Source organism: Bradyrhizobium sp. LMTR 3 (assembly GCF_001693485.1).
GTDB lineage: Bacteria > Pseudomonadota > Alphaproteobacteria > Rhizobiales > Xanthobacteraceae > Bradyrhizobium.
In genome coordinates, this window is sequence record NZ_MAXC01000049.1 from 327,017 (window position 1) to 345,752 (window position 18,736).

Consider the following 18,736-nt stretch of genomic DNA (forward strand, 5'->3'; position numbering starts at 1 on the left):
GCATTCCGGGCGCAGGAGCGAAATAGCATTTGCTCGCGCTGTGAACGTCTTCATGCGGAAGACTGCAGAAGGTATCGCAGCTCCGATGGGGTGTTGGGAAGGGAGGTAACACTCCACCAATTCGAACCCCGGCACTCAAGCGAAACCGAGCATTGCGGCGATGATGTTGATTTACGCGACATATCAAACGTCTTCGCGTCGCCCGAAGCGGCCTTGCAACCGCGATGCCTACTTTGCATGGGGTTGTTTTCGATATTTTAGTTAGGGTGGACATGCTCCGCGGATGGGCAGGGTTAAAAACATCAAGTTGCATTGAACCGGTATTGCGGTTAAGCAATTGAGATGGAATGGAAATTCTCCGTTGCGCCGATGATGGATTGGAGCGAGAGTTCAAGTCTTTCAATTGGTTAGAAGGCGGCGTGTGCCCGATGTGTGCACGGAGAGATCAAAGAAAATCTAGAAATATCTAGCGCGAGAGCACAGCGAGGTAACCCGTGGCACCTCGTAGCGCTGGATGGATGATCACGAGATTTGTGGTTCGAACGAGAAGCGGCAGGGGCATCGTCCAATGTAAGCTGCGAGAGTAGGCAAGCTGCTCACAAGCCTCGCCGATCTATCTATACGGACAAGCCTAGCACCTAAATAGTTCCTGGGCTTCTCGGAATCAGGCGTCTCAAGTAATCGACTGTCCAGAGCCATTTTTGCGCTTGGCGAGACACCGGCAGATGGCAGCGGATCGTCAAAGCCGCGTTAGGCAATTCTCTCTTTGCACTGCCGTTGGACATCTATGCAGAGGGCATCGTCTTCAAGCACCGCATGTCCGACGATACGAGGTTGGCGGTCGTCGAGTTCGGATGTGGTCACTTCATCGCTGTTTGCCATCGACACCGTACGGGCCGTGGTGATCGGCTCTGAGTTGTCAGCTCGTCGAAGGCAATCGGCGGTCAAATATGGCCAACTTGATCAGCGCATCTGTGAGACACAGGTTGATCCTCACTTTGGGCTGATCCTGCACCAAGTGATGCTCCGATCGCTATTAGATAGAAGCCGGCTCGTCGCATGAGCCCCTGCACGCCATGGCTACGGCACGCTCGTTTTAGGAAATATCTTTGAGAGGCGCGGAGCATTATTTCAGATCGGCCGTCTGATTCTTCAACAGCAGATTCCTGCATGCTCTGACGAGATCATGGTCGACATATGTCTTGCCAGGCCGGGTCACCAATTCTGGTGGAAAAGCATCTTTGGCACGATAGCTGCCCCTACTAGCGACGAGCGCACCCAATCGCACTTTGACGTCCGGCAAGGAACGAAAATCCTCGGCGCAGCCTGGCGCAAGCGCCGCCACAACTGCGCGATCGCTTTCCTCGGACGCCAGCCTTTCAGCTTTCGATGGACTGAGAAATCCAAACGCCTGCACCAATAGGTAGGCGCCAACGACCATTCCCGATGCGCCGGCCCACAAGCTGACCTTCACCGCCTGCCAATTAACTTCGATCCTCTCCATGGGGTTCTCCTTCCGGTTCAGGATCTCCTGACAGATTTCCTCTCCTGTCGATTACCTCCGGAGAAAATTATGGTTGTAAGGCTGTACGCTCCAGTGTCTCAAGCCGCGTGATTGGTTCTGAGGTTGCCTCACAAGCAATGCGGCCAACGCTTGGTGAGCCGGATGATATCGGGTTGTGTCGCCACGCTTTTGCAGAGACGCGCAGCACGCGATAACAACTGCATGACGTGTTCTCCAAGCCCGGGCGGTCGATGATTGAAACCCTGCCTCGATGCCGCCGGATCAGACCCGCCTGTTCCATCCGTCCCATTTCTGTCGTCACTCCTGCGCGTCGCACAGCAATGGCCCGGCCCAGGACGTCGTGGGTCAAGGCAATATCATTTGACTGAAGCCTGTCGCTGGCCACGAGCAGCCATCGTGCGAGTCGTTCACGCAGCGTATGCCTCGTGTTACACGCGACTAACTGGGAGCTGTGTATCAGAGCAGAGTGAACATAGGTCAGCAGGAGTTTGCGTAGTTCCGGGAGGTCCTCGATGAGGGGCACGAGATCGTCGGCGTTGATCCGAAGAGCATCGCCCGCGACTTGAACGGTACATCGATGTGGCGATATTGCTCCTCCAAGAACGAGGGGAATTCCTACAAAATCGCCAGCTCCCAACGTTCTGATTTCCACCTGGGTACGATCCGCTCCCGCTTTGGCGAACAGAGATGCGGCGCCACTCTCGATGAAATAGGCAAAACGCAGCCGGACGTTTCGCTCAAGCAAGGCCTGCCGCCTTGCAATCGGAACGCGCGTCGCACGTGCAAGTACTGCTTCGTGGCAATCGTTGGAAAGCTGGCCAAGGAGCCCATTCGAAGGATGCCATGCCGTGTCGTCCAGCCCTTGGCTGCCCGTCATGGGCCGATTCGATATGTCCGCCATCATTTGATATTCTGAAAGCATGATCTCCTCCTGGCCGAGCGTAATGCGGCTTAGACGCTGAATCTGGTCCCGAAAGGTCCGGGAAGGTAGTCGGGTCATCGCCACGGCATGTCGGGGAATCCCTGACGGGATCGACGGCTTTTTCCGACAGCCAAAGCTGCATTTTAATGGCCGATGAAGCTGAGGTGAGGCTTGTTCGAAACACGCGGGGATGCCAGGTGCACTATTCGCCATGACACAAACAACTTCACGGATGGCGCGCCGATCGCTGATCTTGCTCGTGATGGCTGGTGCTATTCCGCTGCTTGTCTTTGCGGGATGGGTTGCTTTCCTGAACGCGCGGCAGGACCGCAACGCGGCGCGACTTGCAGCGTTTGAAACGCTCGATCGCGTTGCGACCCGCGTAACTTCCGAACTTGGCACACAGATCGAGGTGGCGGAAACGCTGGCTGCTTCGGCAGCTTTGGACCAGCCCGATTTGCAGATGTTCTATCGTGAGGCAAAACGCCTCAAGGATGCTCGTCCACTGTGGGAAACGATCGAGCTCGTTGATACCGAGGGTCGTCAAGTGCTCAATCTTCTTAGGCCAATGGGAGCCGAATTGGGGGCGACAGCCGATAGGGAGAACTTCAACAAGGTTCTGCAGACGCACAAGGCTGCAATCGGGGGTATCGGGCCTCTGGGGCCCATCTCCGGGAAGCGTCTGATCGCTCTGCGCGCACCCGTCGAACGGGATGGCAGTATAAATTTTGTTCTGACGGTGGCGCTGGTTCCTGATGCCGTGAGCCAGATTCTTCGGAACGCGGGCGCCCCGAAAGGATGGGTTGGCGTCGTTGCCGATGCCAAGGGAAATATAGTCGCGCGCACGATCAAGGAGCAGTTTGAACTTGGGCGGCCGGCCAGCGAATCCGTCCGTGAGGCAATCAAACGAGCCCCTGAGGGAGCCTATGTCGGCCGCACGCTCGAAGGCGTGGAAGTCGATACGATCTACCGGTCGCTTCCAGGAACCGGAGGTTGGTCCGTTCATCTGGGAATACCAACTGAGTCGTTGAATGCGCCGGTTCGGAGATCGGCGTTCTTGATGGCCGGTGGCGGCGCGGTCAGTCTTGCTCTCGCCATTGCTTTGGTCTGGCTGACGGGGCTCGATATCGCGCAACGGCGCCACGAGCAGGAAGCGAAAGCGGCCATCGCGCTGGGTCTGAGTGAAGAACGGAGGATGCTTGCGGTCGAAGCCGCAGATCTTGGCGTTTTTAACTGGAACTTGAACAATGGCGATGTACTTGTCTCTCATCGCGCGCAGATATTGCTCAATCTGCCGCCGCATCCTTCGGAACAACAGGACCGCATCTATCCCGCTGACTTGTTTCTGGAGGGGATTCATCCTGCCGACCGGCAATTTGTGGCCGAGGCTCTCAAAGGAAGCGTTCGCGAACGACCCACGGCCATAGAATTCCGGACGCGAGACGTCGATGGCGCCATTCGCTGGCGGCGGGCGACCGGTCGTCCGTCTCAGGCGAACCCGCTGATGCAGGACATTGTGTTCGGGGTGGTGATGGATATCGATGCCGCGAAGCAAGCAGAGATAGAGCGCGTGCAGTTATTGCGGCGTCTTTCCGTTGCCGAGGAAAATGAACGGCGTCGGATTGCTCGCGAGCTTCACGACCAGATCGGGCAAAGCGTTACTGGTCTGATGCTTGGGCTCAAGAACCTCGAACATACCATCAATCGTGACGCGAGTGACAGTCGCGTAGACCGGATCCACTGGCTGCAGACGCTCGCCAACGGAATTGGCCGTGATATACACCGGGTAGCAGCGGATTTGCGCCCCACTGCCCTTGATGATCTGGGATTACAGGATGCTCTAAGGGCGCTCTGCTCGGAATGGAGCAGCCGGTTTCACATACAGACCGATCTTCATTTTCGAGGCAACAGCACTCCGCTTCCGTCGGACGTTGAGATCGCTATCTATCGGGCGATCCAAGAGGCATTGACGAACGTCCTGAAGCACGCAAAGGCTCAAAGTGTCAGCTTGGTAATCGACCAGCGTTTAAGTGAACTGCGCGTCGTAATCGAGGACGATGGAGTAGGATTTCCCTCCGAAATACCCGCGCCAATCGAATCTGAGAAGCGAACGCTTGGCAGGCTTGGGCTTTCAGGAATGCGCGAGCGGCTGAGCTTGATCGGCGGCACTCTCGTCATTGAGTCGGAGCCGGAAACTGGAACTACGCTATTCATATCCGTGCCATTGGGCGCAGCAATGGAGCTTTGAAGGTGGTGTCAATAAGAGTCGTGCTTGCTGATGACCATCCCGTGGTGCTTGCCGGCATGAAAGCGTTGCTCGATGGGATGCAGGACATCACAGTTGTTGGCGAAGCGACGACAGGCCCAGGCGTCCTGAGAATCCTTCGGGAAACCGGACCTGATATCGCCGTGCTTGATATTTCCCTGCCCGAAATCAACGGGCTCAAGCTTGCAGAAATGATCGCCGTTGACTTTACCGAGGTCAAGATTCTCGCGTTGACGGTTCACGAGGATCGCGCCTATGTCCGGCCGATGCTGAAGGCCGGTGCCAAGGGATATCTGCTGAAGCGATCAGCGGCCGACGAACTCGTGCGAGCCATCCGGGCGATCGCGGGGGGAGGCGTATATTTAGACCCTGCGATTGCCGAAACGGTCATTCCTTCTGCTCCAGCCGATCATGCCACGGGTAGCTCTCAGCTAGTTGAACTCAGCCAGCGGGAAACCGAAGTTTTGCAGCTGATTTCACGGGGCTTGAGCAACAAGGAGATCGCGGGCCGCCTCGATATCAGTGTGAAGACGGTGGAAACTCACAAGGCCCGGGCTCTCGAAAAGACGGGTCTTCGAACGCGCGCCGACATTGTTCGCTATGGAGTTGCGCATCGGTGGCTCGACGACCTGTGATCAAGATCATCTGATTCGTCTCCATTGACGCGATACTCGTTTGCCTCGCAAACAACGATCGCTACGCGCGTAAGCGTTGCAATCGTATTAACCTCGCGACCGCCAGGGCTGCGGAAATCGCGCCAGCTGCGAGATGGACAACCATCGCGTTCGTGGCTGCAAAAGCCGAGAATCCAAGGCGATAGCAACCCGCCTCACGCCGCGAAGAGGATAAGCCACACTTCCCAGACCTCGAAGGCAATTGGATCTGCAATTGAAAGGATAGCGATTGCTGTTCCGGCCACGCCAGCGCTTTGAGTTGGAATGGTTGGCGAACCGGCGCCATACCCCACAATCCACGGGGACAACAACAGTCAGGTGCCAACGACGAGATTAGACACATCCAACAGTCTATCTCCCGCTATTTTTCCGCCCAAGGGCACAGACAGCCATTGCGGCCGCCATCCAAATTCTGCGTTTCTCTGCCACGGTAACGCAGGTTGTCTTCATGAACGTTTCTTTCAATGGCAATGGCGGTCGCACACATAGGCCGTTCATTAGAAACATCTGCTATCGGGCGACCGGACTACCGGGATGGCGGCCGGCAAATAAAGCCGACCAGGGGCGCGTAGAAGAATAGCTCTAACTAGTTATTTCGTTCGACGGCATCAAAGGCGGCGCATCGCTCTGCACACGGAGCGAGCCAAAAAGGCCGCCCCCACGCGGAGCGGCCTTAGGGTCTAGAATTACGATTCGGTCTGTTTTGGTTTGACCAATAGAGCGGTGCACGCCCTTACCAAGCTGTAATCCACGTAGCTTTTGCCAGGAAGAGTAATCAGCTCCTTCGGAAAAGCTTCTCGAGCCAGGTAGCTGTCGCGATTCGCGACCAGCTTAGCCATCCGATCATCCGCATCGGGCAGTGAACGGAACTCCTCCGCGCAGCCAGGTGCCAGAGCCGCGACTACAGCCTTGTCGCTCTTCCGGGCCGCCAGCTTTTCAGCGGTCGACGGGCTCATAAAGCCGAACAGATATGTGAGCAAAAGCGCACCGAGGGCCATACCACCTGCTCCCGCCCATAAGCTGGGCTTCACGATACGCCAATTGATACCGAGGTCTTGCATGGAGATGTCCTCCTTCGCTTGGAATGCCTCTTGTCCTGCTCCAGTCCGTACACGGACAATCGTGGTTGTGATGTTACGGCTGCAGGAATGCGATATGGCAACGCAGCGCGGATGGCTGGGTTTCAAAAGCGGGAACGCGGCTGACAACTTTCAACGTTCGCTTCTGTACCAAGCCATTGGGAGAACGGAACGTCCGTCCGACCCCGATCAGTTTGCCCCTCTGTTCGAGTGTAACTCGGATTGACGACATGCGCTGCCGAATTGAAGATTATGGAATCATCGGTGATGGCGAGACCGTTGCTCTCGTTGATCGAGCAGGCTCGATTGATCGGCCTTTAGACATCATGGGATCGAAGCAGACCTCGATCGCGTTGCAAGTGATGGCTTCATGACGGCGGACGCGATAGCCGCCGAGGTGCGTCGGCTGGACGCGGAGTTGGACTTCGTCAATGGTTTCAGAGCAGCGTCTCCCGTCAAGTTCTTGCCGATCCGAATATCCCGCTGTTGATAGCGAATTGAGTTGACGATGACCAAAGGAAGGAAGAAGTCGAGGAAATCGCCAAAGGGTAAGCGAAAGTCCACCAGTGTACGCACTAAGATCATGAATTGCTCCTTTGGTCTCTTACCGTACCGACTTCCGATCAGCTCCGTGAACTGCAGTCCTTCCGCGAAGTTTTTTGTCGAGCCGCCGCTCGCGTTGACGTATGCAGGAGAGAGCCGATGTCAGCCATTGATATGATAGCAATCACCATTATCGTCACGGTCGCAATCTTGACGGCTCCCTCCCATGCAAGGCCTCCGATGGAGAATTGGTACGCAGCGGCGGCCGGCACGGATGGCGTGCCAAGCAGTGCCTTGCAGGGACCGACTTCATTCGTCCCGCCAGGCACGTTGCGTTTCAGAGCCTATATCCCCGGTACGACAGACCTTCGAATCTCAGATGTTGTGGGATTGGAGGTATATAACCTGCGCAACGAAAAGATCGGCCTGATCGTGGACGTTATGCTAGGGAGCAGTCAGATCGTGAAAGGCTTCGTCATTAACGTCGGCGGATTCCTTGGCATGGGAAATCGCAACATTGCGGTGACCTCGAGGTCCATCCTGCTATTAAAGCGAGGTGGCAAGCTCGACCGGGCATTGGTTGACGTGACGAGGGAGACTCTCAGGAAATCAGAGCCGTTCGAATTTCCCGCGGCGGAGGGCTCTCGGCGCTCGGTTTCAGACACTCCGCCCGGCACCCGGCAAGCCTTGGACTTCTGATTGTTTATCGAGCGCAGCGCGGCAGCGCACTTCAACCATCCATCGTGGTGCCTCCGGCTGCTGCATCCGGCTGTCTTCAGGCGGAGAGTCTGCAATGAAATGCAGCGTGCGCCATGCCGTACCCGACCGCGGATGAACTATTGGGCCATATGTGCGGCATCGTACCACCTATCTTTGCAACTGTGCCGTCATCTGTGGATTGACAAGTGCACCGTAGAGAAGAAGGAGACTTGAATGAGCTTTGAACGCAATTTGCGTATCGCGGCCGTTGTCATCTGCGCTTCGGTGCCATTTGCCGGATCGGCCGTGGCAGCACCGATGATCACAGCGGGGACAGTCCATGCGGACGCCGGAAATGTCGTGAATGTCGGATGGCGGGGTAACCGCTGGCACCATGGTCATCACGGTTGGCGGCACGGCTATCGCCGGCACTATGGTTGGGGTCCCGCCGTTGGCGGACTGGCCGCGGGCGCCATCATTGGGGGCGCAATCGCCAATAGCCGCGCGCAGGCGCTCGAGAATGACGCCTACTGCTCGCAGCGTTTCAAGTCCTACGATCCGCGCTCCGGAACGTACCTCGGCTACGACGGTCTACGGCATCCTTGCCCGTAAATACGCGCCCTCAAGAGCGCGTCAGCGGCGCCGCCGGTTCCTTCGGCTCAACAAAAGGCGGCGCCGCACCACACAGTCGGAACACCTGGAGAAGATCCCCATGAACAAAAGACGCTATTTTCGTTGCTGCGACCCTCGCAGCCGTTTCGTCGGCGGCGTTTGCCGGAGTAAACGACGCGTCGAAGAAGGCAGTCGAGCAAACCAGTTCAAGGCAGCAAGTGTTGACAAGCCTCGAACAGGCGGGATTTACCGATGTGAAAGTGACAACCGGCTCCATCGTGGTTCAGGCCCGTGACAGGTCAGGACATCCTGTGACGATGTTCATCGGCCCGCAGTCGGCCGGCGAGATGGTCACAACGGGTGCAAACGAGCGGACGTCCTCCACGGATCCTCGAGCGGCGTGGGTGGCGCATTCACCGCCGTGCCAAAGGAGGCCGAGCTCAGTTCGAAACTCGTTGGCGTCGAAGTCCGCAATGGCGCGAACCAGAGCATCGGAACGATCAAGGATATCGCCTTCAACGAAAATGGAATCGACGGCTACATTCTCTCGGTTGGCGGGTTCCTGGGCATCGGCGATCATTACGTCGCGGTTCGACCATCGTCGATCGATCTGACATTTGACCGTTCCAACAACCGATGGCGTGCCACGATGGATGCAAACGCCGATCATGTTGAAGGCCGCGCGGAGTTCAAGTATCCCAGCAGCTAAACTCTCTCCTGTGCGACGGACTTGAGCGGCTCTGGCCGCTTCAGTCCAATACCATGATGCAAAACATTTGAAGTCGTATAGTCGGAAATGAAAACGAACAGGTCCGCGGCATCGCTGGATCCCTAGTTTCGGATTGTAACCCATTGCGTCACATTCTGAGGAGCGTGGTCCAGAAAGAGTGCCCAATGTGCCGCACCTCGAAACAGATCGAGACGAACATTGCGATAGTTCGTAAAGAAAATACCGTGGCGCTCATGACGGCCTGAGTCGAACTGCTCGTTCGACATGAATCAAATCGCATGCCTGTTTGCGGGAATGTGCGCGAGGCTTGCGTTGGTCACGTTTCGCGTATCGGCATGTCCGCGGCTATGAGCTAACGGTGGGGGCCGGCGGTCCCACAAAGATGGTACCATAGCGTACGCAGGAGGCGTCGTCCCGGATGACAAAGCCAGAATCACATCGTTGAATAAGGCTTCTCGGCGCGACAAAAAAAGTGGCCGGCAGAATCATTTCAGGACCAATGACGGCTCCAGCTGAAGGCGCTGGAGCCGTATTCTCTTGATTGTGAAGCGCAACTGCGCAACATCTGCATGATGTCTGCTAGTGAAATCATTTGCCAGGAAGGGTCATACCAGTTCGAAGCCGTACGACAGGCCGTTGCACATGATAACCGACGTGGGTGATCTCGTCTGCGAGACCAATAGCATCGGCCGATGTCCCAAAGGATCTTCACGTCGGCGATAAGATCAATGATCATCCTGCTCAAACGAAGAGTTAAATGGACGTCCTAGGCGACCCTCTTGGTGGCCGATGAAATCCCAGGGCGGGGGCTCCAGCGGTAGTCGGACTGTGCTAGAGTGAACCATGGCTTCGTCCGACAGGATTAATCGAGTCCGAGCTGCATTCGATCTTCAACAATGGACCGGCGCGCTAGCTGAACTGGCAGCATCGGATCGGATATCGCCGCTCGAGGCCGAAGATCTGGAGCGTTTGGCGACTGCTTCCTATCTGGTGGGTCGTGACGCTGAGGCAGTGGCCGCTTGGACCCGACTGTATCATCTCTGCGTCGAGCGGCATGCTCTCGACCAAGCCGCTCGCGGTGCGTTCTGGCTCAGTTTGTTTCATCTTCTCGCTGGGGAGCCGGCGCACGGGACCGGCTGGTTGTCGCGCGCCAAGCGGCTTCTCAATGATCACGGCCGTGACTGTGTCGAACGGGGCTACGTACTAGTCCTCGATGGCCTTATGGCGATGCTCGCAGGCGATGGCGAAGCGGCCTGCGCGGCATCCGATGACGCCCTCGCATTGGCCAACCGTTTTGGCGACAACGATCTGTTGGCTCTGGCGCTACTGGGCAAAGGCCAAGCCATGATCGGATTGCGACGACCCACCGAGGGGGGCGCGCTCCTCGATGAGGCGATGGTCGGCGTTTCGGCTGGTGATGTCTCTCCGCTTCTGGTTGGGATCATCTATTGTGCCGTTGTCTTGACCTGCCAGCGCATCTTCGACCTTGCGCGCGCCCGTGAATGGACGAAGCAGTTGAATGACTGGTGTGCTGCGCAACCTGACCTCGTGCCCTTTCGCGGTCAGTGCCTCGTTCATCGGTCGGAAATCATGCAGCTTGAAGGCGACTGGTCCGGTGCTTTGGAGGAAGCGCGGAACGCATGCCGACATCTGGCTAATCGTTCTGAGGCCGTGGTCGGCCGCGCCTATTATCAGTGCGGCGAACTCTGCCGGCTGCGTGGCGACTTCGACGAAGCCGACCGGATGTTCCGCAAGGCAAGCCGTCATGGTTGCGAGCTGCAGCCGGGTCTCGCTTTGCTGATGCTGGCGACCGGCAAGGGCAATGCCGCCGCCTCAATCCGGAGTGTCGCTGGCCGTTCCAGTGATAGGCAGAAACCACCAGCAAGCCCAACGCACCCCGGATTACTCGGACCTGTGGTCGAAATCTTGCTCGCCGGTGGTGATCTCGAGGGCGCACGATCAGCGGCCAACGAACTGGCCCTCCTGGCTGGGGAAAGCGAGGCACCCTTCCTGCGAGCGTCGGCGGCTCAGGCCGCCGGCGCTGTCGCTTTTGCCGAAGGCAGAACTGATGAGGCGCTGGATCAGCTCCGAGAAGCTTGGACGACTTGGCAGCAACTGGAAATGCCGTATGAGTCTGCCCGCGTACGCGTTCTTCTCGGTCGGATCTGCGCGGAGGCCGGTGATCACCAGTCCACTCAGATGCACTTTGACGCGGCTCGTGGGGTATTTACCAGGCTCGGCGCAACTCCCGACCTGGCCGAATTGGCCCGCGTGACCAGCTTCGGTGGCAGAGCAGGCCTTGGGCTGACCGAAAGGGAGCACGAGGTACTAGCCCTCGTTGCCGGCGGAGCATCGAACCGTCAGATTGCCGTCCGTCTCGATATCAGCGAGCATACGGTTGCTCGCCACGTGAGCAACATATTCGACAAGCTTGGCGTAAATTCACGGACCCAAGCTGTTGCGTATGCTCACGCTTACAATCTTCTCTAGTCAAAACTGGTTAGGTGAAGCATGTCGCGCCCATGGTTAATTTGGGCGATGCACGGCCCTAACTTCGCTCCTACGGTTGACCCTTTCCAAACCAAAGGAGCTAAACGATGAATAAGAGAAGCTTGTACCAGGCGATGGACACGTCCGTTCCGGACAATTACGAACGCTACTTCGTACCCACTATCGGCGGACCAGCGTCGAAGGGTCTCCTAGCGGCCGCTCGACTCAAGCCGGGGGAGCGCGTCCTCGACGTCGCCTGCGGCACCGGCGTCGTCGCTCGCGCCGCAGTCGACGTTGTCGGGCCAACCGGCACCGTTGCCGGCCTGGACATCAATCCAGGAATGCTAGCGACGGCCCGCAAACAGGTCCCGTCCGGCAATTCAATCGATTGGTACGAGGCAAGTGCCGAATCGATGCCACTGCCGGACCGCTCATTCGATGTCGTGCTATGCCAAATGGGACTGCAGTTCATGGCTAACAAGCCGGCAGCCGTTACCGAAATGCATCGTGTTCTGACGCCCGGCGGACGAGCGCTTGTTACTGTACCGGGACCTGAGCCCGATCCTTTTTACATTATGGGAGACGCGCTCAGTCGGCGAATCGGTCCGGAATTGGCTGCGTTCGAGCGCACCGTCTTTTCGCTTCACGACGAGGCTGAGATGCGCAAGCTGCTTGAGGAGGCCGGCTTCGGCAGAGTAGAAGTGGAAGCCGCCACGGCCCGGCTCCATGTACCTGAGCCGCGGGACTTTCTATGGCAGTACATCAATTCGACGCCGATGATCGGCGGGGTAATGAAGGTCGACGAAGCAACGCGAACCGCTTTCGAACGGGAAGTCACAGCCAAATGGCAACCGTTCCGTGCCAACGGCGGCATGAATTTTGAAGTGCGGATGACAACCGCCGTTGGCTGGGCCTAGCGTCGCAGTGGTCGATTTCGCGAATGAGCCGGTGGCGCTTTCGACACCTCGCCGCGTCGATCAGTTTTGATATGTGCCCGCATCAGCTTCATTCGTTTCATCTGCTCGGCGCGCGGCATGGTCAGCGCTCGATCAGTTGCAGAAGCAAGCCTGGCGGGAGGCGCCCATGAAGCTGGAAAGCTCCCATACTGTCATCGCGCGCAGCCACTAATAGGCCTACGTGCTCTTGTGATCGTGCCCGTGTGGAAGCAAAGCTTCCCTGCCTTCGTCTTCCGTCTTTTGCCAGCGTTCGGCGTTCTCCGCTATCCGATCATACTCCTCAGCGATCCTGAGAAGGTCCACCCTCGAATCGCGATCATAGCGGCTGCCCATCTTGGCGCGGGTCTGTGCGGCGCGCTTGCGCCAGAACTCAGGATCACGAACAGGGTGCATGTTACGCTCCTCCACACAGTTTTGCAGGTGGCAGAATTATTGCGCGAGCGCCTAGACATTGGCTCAGATCACGAGCGCTTCTCGAGCTCGAGAAAACTGCTCGCGCGCGGTCGCGCTTCGCAGAGGGCGCTGCAGATCGGCCTCAAATATCGACAGCGACTGCTTAAAGGTGCTAAGAAACTGTACTGCACAAAGATTGGCTACGCCTTCGGCCATGCGTTTTACTTCGCTGCTCCACGATGTCGCGTCGCCCTGTTCACATGACGCCGCCGCAGCGATCTTGTCGTCTACGTCTGCATGAAGTCGCGCATCGTAAGTTAGCCACGCTTGATCGCCAGCTCAGGACTTGCACCATATTCGGCGGGGCGCCAGCCAAGTGGTCCATTCTCCGTACCACCGTGCATCCGCAGCAAGCCATCGGCCGCGATCTCTAGGAAGATTGCGATGCCCGTTGGCTGACCACCTCCAGCGACGCCTCAGTCTCGAATAAGGCAGCCATCCGCTGAACTCGTTGCTCTCCGATTCCAAGCTGCTTTCTCCGCGGGCGTCACCTCTTCACGTTATTGCAATCCAAACTCATGGTCACGCACCGTCAGTACGCCAGCGGACCAACAAAGCGCTACCCGGATATCTCAATGGCAGGCCGACCGGGCTGCTTTACCTGGCAAAGGCGAGGCGAGACAGCGGGGATTGACGAAATATCACGGCGGCTGCGGCCCGGCGACGCCATCGCGCCGCGCTGCCTGTCATTTGGCATGGAAAATTGAACGCCGATTGACACGCAAGGGGCGACAGTGTCCAAAGTGCCCGCCCTGCGGTAGCTGCGAATGCAAAGAACTGAATGCATGCGAATGCTGGTCGTTGTACTCGTTTGCCGAACATGTCCCTCGAGCCACTTCTCGCAGAGCTACCGATCATTTCTCGGGGCGCTCGTCCGAGACTCTGAATGCGCCCCGGGCTTCGATCCCCCGTTCTTCAGAGTTTACAAGGAAAGCAACGGCGACCGGTTCGCCGCCGAGGAAGACGATCGGGTCTTTCTCGATTTCGCCTTGCCTGAAGTCGTAGCGCTGGTCTGCGCCCGTATCGTGGTGAACCACAGCGAACAGCTTGGTGCCGCTTTTCACCCGTTGCTTCAGCCTGATTTCGACAAGAAAGCTCTGCCCGGACTTGAGCGAAACGTGCCCGATTGAGGAGGAGCCCACAAGCTGGCCATCGGGACTGCTCGGGTGAATCGCTACAAACCCATCTGATTTTAGAAAGGCCATATCGATGGTCACCTTGCCGCCGACGAGTTCTTGATCCGCCACCTCAATGTCAGGATAACGCGATTGTAGAACAATCATGATGACAATGCCGGCGGCGAACAACAAAACGCCGCCCACCGGAAGGTAGATCGCCCAGTTCTCGCGAAGCCAGTTTTTCACAGGCGTTCCTCCATCCTTTTCTTGCGCTGAGGATAGTCTGGTGAGCGCAACGCCGTTCCGCGTCAAACCGCGATGATCATTTCGATCCCGGTTACATGCAAACGTAGTGCTCTATTCCAGGATCTGCCTGGTCGACGCTGCCGGCACGTGGACTCCGCCCGAGGAATGTCCCCGTGTACCCGGCTATAGCAGTGAGATTAACTCGACTTCGAGCGGGTGGTTGCGCCTGGCGAGGGACTGGCCGCGAACACCAGAGAAAAATCCGGTCCGATACCGTACGGTCCAAGCGCGCGAAGGATGCAGCCCGTTGTGCACTAGCTCCTCCACCCGGCGTCGCTCGATTGAATCTCGATTGAATGAAGAACCGACCCAGGCAGAAACACCAATGGTGCTGAGGTGCATTGGACGTTTCATGACAACGGTGTCGGCTGCGGAGGTCGGCCGACCGGGAGGCGAGTGTCACGATCCGATCCGGTGCGCTGGCGTACTGAATCGTCCGCATTTCTCATGAACGATTTATTCGATACCGGCTTAGCCTGCTTGAGGGCCTTGATTGGAGAAAATCAATGCTAAAGGGAACAAGATTAGTTGCCGGCACCGCGATCGCGGTCGCGCTGGCGATGACATGGCTGCTGGGTACGTCGGATGCGGCTGGGCCTTTGGCTGCCGTGAAGACGACGAATGCCAGTAAGCTGTCCGAAGATCTATACGACGGCTTGAGAGGCACGAGCTTGCTGGAGAGCAGCGTGTTCTCGAAGAGAGGCGAGTATCTGGGCCGGGTACGCAACGCGATCATTTCCCGGGATGGGCAGATCGAGCATCTCGTCGTGGAAGGCGGCGGGCCGCTCATGGTCCCCGAGTTCGTCTTTCGCGTCCCTTGGAATCGCCTAGGGCTTCCTGTGCATACCGGTGCTCTGATTGCCGATCTGTCGGATACCGGAGCGCGGGAGTACGGCCTCTTCCTGGATCCGAAAGCAAGCAAGAACGAAACCGATGGCTTCCAGATGAACAGGCTCATCGGTGACTATGCGCGCCTGCAGACCGGACAAGGATTCGGATATGTGACCGATCTGGTCTTCTCCCCGACCGGAAAAATGATGGCTGTTCTGGTGGCGCGAGACAAGCAAGCCGGCGGCGGCACGATCGCGTTTCCCTATCCGGACAAAATGGAAAACTGGAGTCCGTCGATGAGTTACTACGGCCTGCCATACATCACCGCAGAACAAGCGAATCAAGCGGGCATGGCGGTGAAGATGCGGGCTTTCTCCGACACAAAATCCTAGCACGGCGGCTTTGTCTTATGCCGCACTTCGGTCGCACACGCATCAAGAACCGGAGGTTTCTTATGTCGAACCGCACGAGCAGTGGCGGAGGACGAAAGCCTGCCAAGCCAGGCCAAGACAGCCCGATTCAGCAGCCACTCCCAACCCGAACCCAAATCCGGATGAAAAAAGCGCCGATGGCCGAGGTCGCTCGGCTGTATTGACCGCGGCCATGTCTATTTTGCCCGCGACCAGCAGGCGGAGAAATCGCCTTCGGAAATGGGAGCGGTAGCGTACCGTTCCGGGTTGCGAACCCCGTCGCTTCTTCTTATCCAATGGGGATGAATAGATCGGACCAATTCCGCAAGAACGCGGAAAATTGTGAGCTGTTGTCAGAAACGACAGATGATCTCCCGGCTCGAAGACGCTACCGGAGAATGGCCGAGGCATGGAATGCGCTGGCGCTGGAGCAGGCGTGGCTAGATGGAGAAGTGACGGATTGCGATGGTTGCGTGGAACAGGCGGACCCGCTGTCGGGTATCAAGCAAGTTGAGTAAAGCGAGAGGCGGCCCTTGGATAGAATAGGGAAGGACTTTCAGCACTCCCCGGGGCGCGGAGTTCAGCTCATGTGCTCAAGGGGCACGCGTCTAGGCCTCGAACGAGGTACGCGCAGAGTTCGGACAAATTGGACAAATTGAAAGCAATTGAACAACGTTCCTGGAATGCTGCCGGAAATTCCGGTGCTTGGCCTTGCAGGTCGAAGGCGAGGGGATCAGGGGGCTGCTACAGGAAGATTCCGGATGAAGGGTGCCATAAGCATTCTCGCGGGAGTTTTGCTGTTTCTTCCGGCGGCTGCGATGGCACAGCCGGAAAGACTGTTCAAGCTTAGCGACAGCCAGAACATCTCATGCAGTCGCAACCTTTCGCGCGGGAAGCTCAGGACCGCGACCTGCACAACCTTCACGTACCTCTTCAACACCAGGACATCCGAATACTTCCGTTGTCAGATGTCACTGGCCGTAACGCGGGACAAGAGGGAAGTGCTCGTTGTATTGACCGACGGCGGTTGCGCGAAGCAGCAACGCGTCTTTTCCGCCGAATCCAGTTACGACTTCGCCGCTACGGAGACCGCGCCGACAAACATGAACTCTTTCTTTGGCCGCGGCGGGCATTCAGTCTGGGTGGCCGATACCACGCGACGAAAGGTGCGAGGCTGCATCACCATCTCCTCGGAACTCGGATCCAATGTCTCGAAATGTCTTGACATGAAGTTTGAGTGACCACCAGACGCGGCTTCGTACTCCAGTTGGTTCAAATTCCGGGCCTCAGGCCGCCCGACGGTACGAAAACGGTCCGCCAAAGATAGTGGGTTTCGAGATGTGGCGGTCCCCGCTAACAGTTGCCCCGGGCTTCAGCACAACTCGTGCTGGCTTTTGCGGGCCTGTTGCTGAACGAGCCTGCTGCGAGCCTGGCGCCAGCCGAACGACGGTCTATGGCGCAAAGCAAAGTGCAGCGCCGAACCTGCGGGTCAACTCGTCTGCGTGAGCGCCGGTCTGCGAGGACAAACCCCACACTGCCGTTTCTGACGACGATCGGCTTTCAGCCAGGAGCGCGGTTCACTGCCGTGCTATCCGCGCTCGCCGCAATTTTCATTCATTTGCTTACTCGCGCGAATGACGCTGGAGCAGCGGTTTCGGTCTGGAGGTGTGCATCGTTCTCCGAACCAAGAGAATCTGGCGCACCCGACACGATTCGAACGCGTGACCTTTGCCTTCGGAAGGCAACAGCCCTTGAGCTGAATTTAAGCCGCAGCCTTCGCCAGCAGCGCTTCCAACAGCGCAAGGGCCACCTTGCTGACCGCAACCCGCCGGTTTTTTCGCTATCTCCGCCAAAACTACGATGGCACTCGGTCTATCCTAGGCGCGGCCGGACCGGCACATTACTTTGTGGCCGAAGCAAGCGGGATTGGTGAGGTGGCACGAACCAGAGCGGTACTGCGCGAGCTCTTCAGGTACTGCGACGTCGTACCGGGCAGAGATGCAGTGTTCTAGAGGACTGAGAAGTCCTCTGAGTAAGCACTCGAAGTGAAAGGAAAATGCCTTAACAGTCAGCTTTGAATTTATGTCGGCCCAAAAATCAGCTATCCAGACGAGACAATAAAGCGAAATAACTTCAATATGTTATCGCATCGATTTTCCGTCGCCCCCATGACGGATTGGAGCGAGAGTTCATATTTTTCAATTAGTTAGAAGGCTGCGTGTGCACCGGGAGATCAAAGAAGATCTCAATACGGCTAGCATGCGCACGCGCCGGCCGAGCGTGTGTCGCTTGCCGCTTGAGCATGAGGTGTAGTTGAAATTCGCAGGCTGTAGACGCGAGTGACTTGCACGCGGGTCTATTCGCGGAATGAGCGGTTCAGGTGTCTGCGCATTAAGTCGGCAAGCACAACAAGCGTGTAATCGGTACATTGGCTCCAACCAGATCAGACGAATCTTCGACCCAAGGTTGCCTCCGGCAACAACGAGATCCATCATTTCGGGCAAGGTTGTCCGGCGGCTCCCCACAGGGCCATGTCCTTGACGTGATCCTCGAAGCTGCCCGGTGGCGTCGTGCGTCCTGCTCCGGGCTCCCACGCCCGGGGGATGAAGCCGTTGAGCGATGCATCGTGCCGCAAATGCGCGAGCAGTGCGATGGCGTCGCGGCCGCCATTGCGTTTGGGGTCTTTCAGTTGCGCACAGATCTCGGCGCCGCTCTTGCCGAACCAGATGAATTCGACCGGGGCAAGCTGCCAGTCGATGCCGGCGCGCAACGGCGCCGGTGCAGGCTCATTCGGCTGGGTCGAGGTCATATGGCAGGTCGAGCAGCGGATCGTCTCGGCCCCGATACGGCTTTTTCCGCCGTGGATATTCATGCCATGCACCCGGGGCTTGCTTTCGCCCGCTGGCGTCCACATCGGAATGGCTCTGGCGTCGACATGACAGTTGGCACAACGGGGATGTGTCACCACGGCCTCAATCCTTGTCCAGGCCTCCAGTCCCTTGGCACGGCTGACGCTGCCGAGCGGCAGCGCATCCTTGACCTGATCCTTGGCCACGACGATCCCCGTGACAGCCGCAATCGATGTAGCGGCCAACGTGAGCGCGATGAGAACTCTCTTCATG

At 57.7% G+C, this 18,736-nt stretch carries 16 protein-coding genes and 2 pseudogenes; 10 read left to right on the forward strand and 8 right to left on the reverse strand.

What is annotated here, in order from left to right:
- Positions 1-1,126: 1,126 nt before the first annotated feature.
- On the reverse strand, positions 1,127-1,504 hold the full coding sequence (locus tag LMTR3_RS29865; RefSeq protein ID WP_065748521.1) for a hypothetical protein: 378 nt from the start codon (positions 1,502-1,504) through the stop codon (positions 1,127-1,129).
- A 67-nt stretch (positions 1,505-1,571) separates the two neighbouring features.
- A complete protein-coding gene (locus tag LMTR3_RS29870) occupies positions 1,572-2,447 on the reverse strand; it encodes a Crp/Fnr family transcriptional regulator (RefSeq protein ID WP_245320043.1) in 876 nt (291 codons plus the stop codon).
- Between the two features lie 211 nt (positions 2,448-2,658).
- On the opposite strand from LMTR3_RS29870, the gene LMTR3_RS29875 reads away from it, so the two are divergent.
- Positions 2,659-4,695, forward strand: a complete 2,037-nt coding sequence (locus tag LMTR3_RS29875; protein WP_245320044.1) for an ATP-binding protein — start codon at positions 2,659-2,661, stop codon at positions 4,693-4,695.
- Positions 4,696-4,697: 2 nt separating this feature from the next.
- Positions 4,698-5,348 carry a response regulator transcription factor gene (locus LMTR3_RS29880; protein ID WP_084029909.1) on the forward strand — a complete coding sequence of 217 codons (651 nt, stop codon included), beginning with the start codon at positions 4,698-4,700 and terminating at the stop codon, positions 5,346-5,348.
- 725 nt (positions 5,349-6,073) lie between these two features.
- On the opposite strand, the gene LMTR3_RS29885 is transcribed toward LMTR3_RS29880, so the two are convergent.
- Both LMTR3_RS29885 and LMTR3_RS29890 read right to left on the reverse strand, forming a co-directional pair.
- Positions 6,074-6,448: a hypothetical protein gene (locus LMTR3_RS29885; RefSeq protein WP_065748524.1), complete on the reverse strand. Its 375-nt coding sequence runs from the start codon at positions 6,446-6,448 to the stop codon at positions 6,074-6,076.
- 342 nt (positions 6,449-6,790) lie between these two features.
- The gene (locus LMTR3_RS29890; protein WP_065748525.1) at positions 6,791-7,051 is read right to left on the reverse strand and encodes a hypothetical protein; all 261 of its coding nucleotides are present in this window, start codon (positions 7,049-7,051) and stop codon (positions 6,791-6,793) included.
- A 117-nt stretch (positions 7,052-7,168) separates the two neighbouring features.
- On the opposite strand from LMTR3_RS29890, the gene LMTR3_RS29895 reads away from it, so the two are divergent.
- The 4 genes and pseudogenes from LMTR3_RS29895 to LMTR3_RS39510 all read left to right on the forward strand — a co-directional run bounded on the left by LMTR3_RS29895 (position 7,169) and on the right by LMTR3_RS39510 (position 9,029).
- A complete protein-coding gene (locus LMTR3_RS29895) occupies positions 7,169-7,708 on the forward strand; it encodes a PRC-barrel domain-containing protein (protein ID WP_084029888.1) in 540 nt (179 codons plus the stop codon).
- Between the two features lie 234 nt (positions 7,709-7,942).
- Positions 7,943-8,320: a BA14K family protein gene (locus LMTR3_RS29900; RefSeq protein WP_065748527.1), complete on the forward strand. Its 378-nt coding sequence runs from the start codon at positions 7,943-7,945 to the stop codon at positions 8,318-8,320.
- Between the two features lie 116 nt (positions 8,321-8,436).
- Positions 8,437-8,598, forward strand: a pseudogene (locus LMTR3_RS40400) (PepSY domain-containing protein); the annotation flags it as partial.
- 122 nt (positions 8,599-8,720) lie between these two features.
- Positions 8,721-9,029, forward strand: a complete 309-nt coding sequence (locus LMTR3_RS39510; RefSeq protein WP_245320045.1) for a PRC-barrel domain-containing protein — start codon at positions 8,721-8,723, stop codon at positions 9,027-9,029.
- A gap of 62 nt (positions 9,030-9,091) precedes the next feature.
- Here the strand turns inward: LMTR3_RS39510 and opgC are convergent.
- Positions 9,092-9,271: pseudogene (opgC, locus tag LMTR3_RS38055) on the reverse strand (OpgC domain-containing protein); the annotation flags it as partial.
- Between the two features lie 622 nt (positions 9,272-9,893).
- Between opgC and LMTR3_RS39900 the strand changes: the two are divergent.
- Positions 9,894-11,540 (forward strand): helix-turn-helix transcriptional regulator, encoded by a 1,647-nt coding sequence (locus LMTR3_RS39900; protein WP_065748528.1) that lies wholly within the window; start codon positions 9,894-9,896, stop codon positions 11,538-11,540.
- Between the two features lie 107 nt (positions 11,541-11,647).
- Entirely contained in the window at positions 11,648-12,457 is an 810-nt protein-coding gene (locus LMTR3_RS29915; protein WP_084029890.1) for a class I SAM-dependent methyltransferase, read from the forward strand.
- Positions 12,458-12,673: 216 nt separating this feature from the next.
- Here LMTR3_RS29915 and LMTR3_RS38060 read toward each other — a convergent pair whose 3' ends face one another.
- Both LMTR3_RS38060 and LMTR3_RS29925 read right to left on the reverse strand, forming a co-directional pair.
- Complete coding sequence (locus LMTR3_RS38060; protein WP_141686868.1) at positions 12,674-12,889, reverse strand: hypothetical protein; 216 nt, start codon at positions 12,887-12,889, stop codon at positions 12,674-12,676.
- Positions 12,890-13,803: 914 nt separating this feature from the next.
- Positions 13,804-14,313 carry a DUF7282 domain-containing protein gene (locus LMTR3_RS29925; RefSeq protein ID WP_065748531.1) on the reverse strand — a complete coding sequence of 170 codons (510 nt, stop codon included), beginning with the start codon at positions 14,311-14,313 and terminating at the stop codon, positions 13,804-13,806.
- Between the two features lie 566 nt (positions 14,314-14,879).
- Here LMTR3_RS29925 and LMTR3_RS29930 point away from each other — a divergent pair.
- A complete protein-coding gene (locus LMTR3_RS29930) occupies positions 14,880-15,596 on the forward strand; it encodes a PRC-barrel domain-containing protein (RefSeq protein WP_065748532.1) in 717 nt (238 codons plus the stop codon).
- Positions 15,597-16,432: 836 nt separating this feature from the next.
- Positions 16,433-16,855 (forward strand): hypothetical protein, encoded by a 423-nt coding sequence (locus LMTR3_RS29940; protein ID WP_245320053.1) that lies wholly within the window; start codon positions 16,433-16,435, stop codon positions 16,853-16,855.
- Positions 16,856-18,105: 1,250 nt separating this feature from the next.
- Here the strand turns inward: LMTR3_RS29940 and LMTR3_RS29945 are convergent.
- On the reverse strand, positions 18,106-18,735 hold the full coding sequence (locus tag LMTR3_RS29945) for a hypothetical protein (protein ID WP_065748534.1): 630 nt from the start codon (positions 18,733-18,735) through the stop codon (positions 18,106-18,108).
- Position 18,736 lies beyond the last annotated feature (1 nt).

What these genes read in the sequence shown, in the direction of transcription:
- LMTR3_RS29945 (WP_065748534.1), bottom strand. Translation starts at nt 18,735, where the DNA reads ATGAAGAGAGTTCTCATCGCGCTCACGTTGGCCGCTACATCGATTGCG.
- LMTR3_RS29915 (WP_084029890.1), top strand. Translation starts at nt 11,648, where the DNA reads ATGAATAAGAGAAGCTTGTACCAGGCGATGGACACGTCCGTTCCGGAC.
- LMTR3_RS29940 (WP_245320053.1), top strand. Translation starts at nt 16,433, where the DNA reads ATGGCACAGCCGGAAAGACTGTTCAAGCTTAGCGACAGCCAGAACATC.
- LMTR3_RS38060 (WP_141686868.1), bottom strand. Translation starts at nt 12,889, where the DNA reads ATGCACCCTGTTCGTGATCCTGAGTTCTGGCGCAAGCGCGCCGCACAG.
- LMTR3_RS29870 (WP_245320043.1), bottom strand. Translation starts at nt 2,447, where the DNA reads ATGCTTTCAGAATATCAAATGATGGCGGACATATCGAATCGGCCCATG.
- LMTR3_RS29890 (WP_065748525.1), bottom strand. Translation starts at nt 7,051, where the DNA reads ATGATCTTAGTGCGTACACTGGTGGACTTTCGCTTACCCTTTGGCGAT.
- LMTR3_RS29930 (WP_065748532.1), top strand. Translation starts at nt 14,880, where the DNA reads ATGCTAAAGGGAACAAGATTAGTTGCCGGCACCGCGATCGCGGTCGCG.
- LMTR3_RS39900 (WP_065748528.1), top strand. Translation starts at nt 9,894, where the DNA reads ATGGCTTCGTCCGACAGGATTAATCGAGTCCGAGCTGCATTCGATCTT.
- LMTR3_RS29900 (WP_065748527.1), top strand. Translation starts at nt 7,943, where the DNA reads ATGAGCTTTGAACGCAATTTGCGTATCGCGGCCGTTGTCATCTGCGCT.
- LMTR3_RS29865 (WP_065748521.1), bottom strand. Translation starts at nt 1,504, where the DNA reads ATGGAGAGGATCGAAGTTAATTGGCAGGCGGTGAAGGTCAGCTTGTGG.
- LMTR3_RS29875 (WP_245320044.1), top strand. Translation starts at nt 2,659, where the DNA reads ATGACACAAACAACTTCACGGATGGCGCGCCGATCGCTGATCTTGCTC.
- LMTR3_RS29895 (WP_084029888.1), top strand. Translation starts at nt 7,169, where the DNA reads ATGTCAGCCATTGATATGATAGCAATCACCATTATCGTCACGGTCGCA.
- LMTR3_RS29885 (WP_065748524.1), bottom strand. Translation starts at nt 6,448, where the DNA reads ATGCAAGACCTCGGTATCAATTGGCGTATCGTGAAGCCCAGCTTATGG.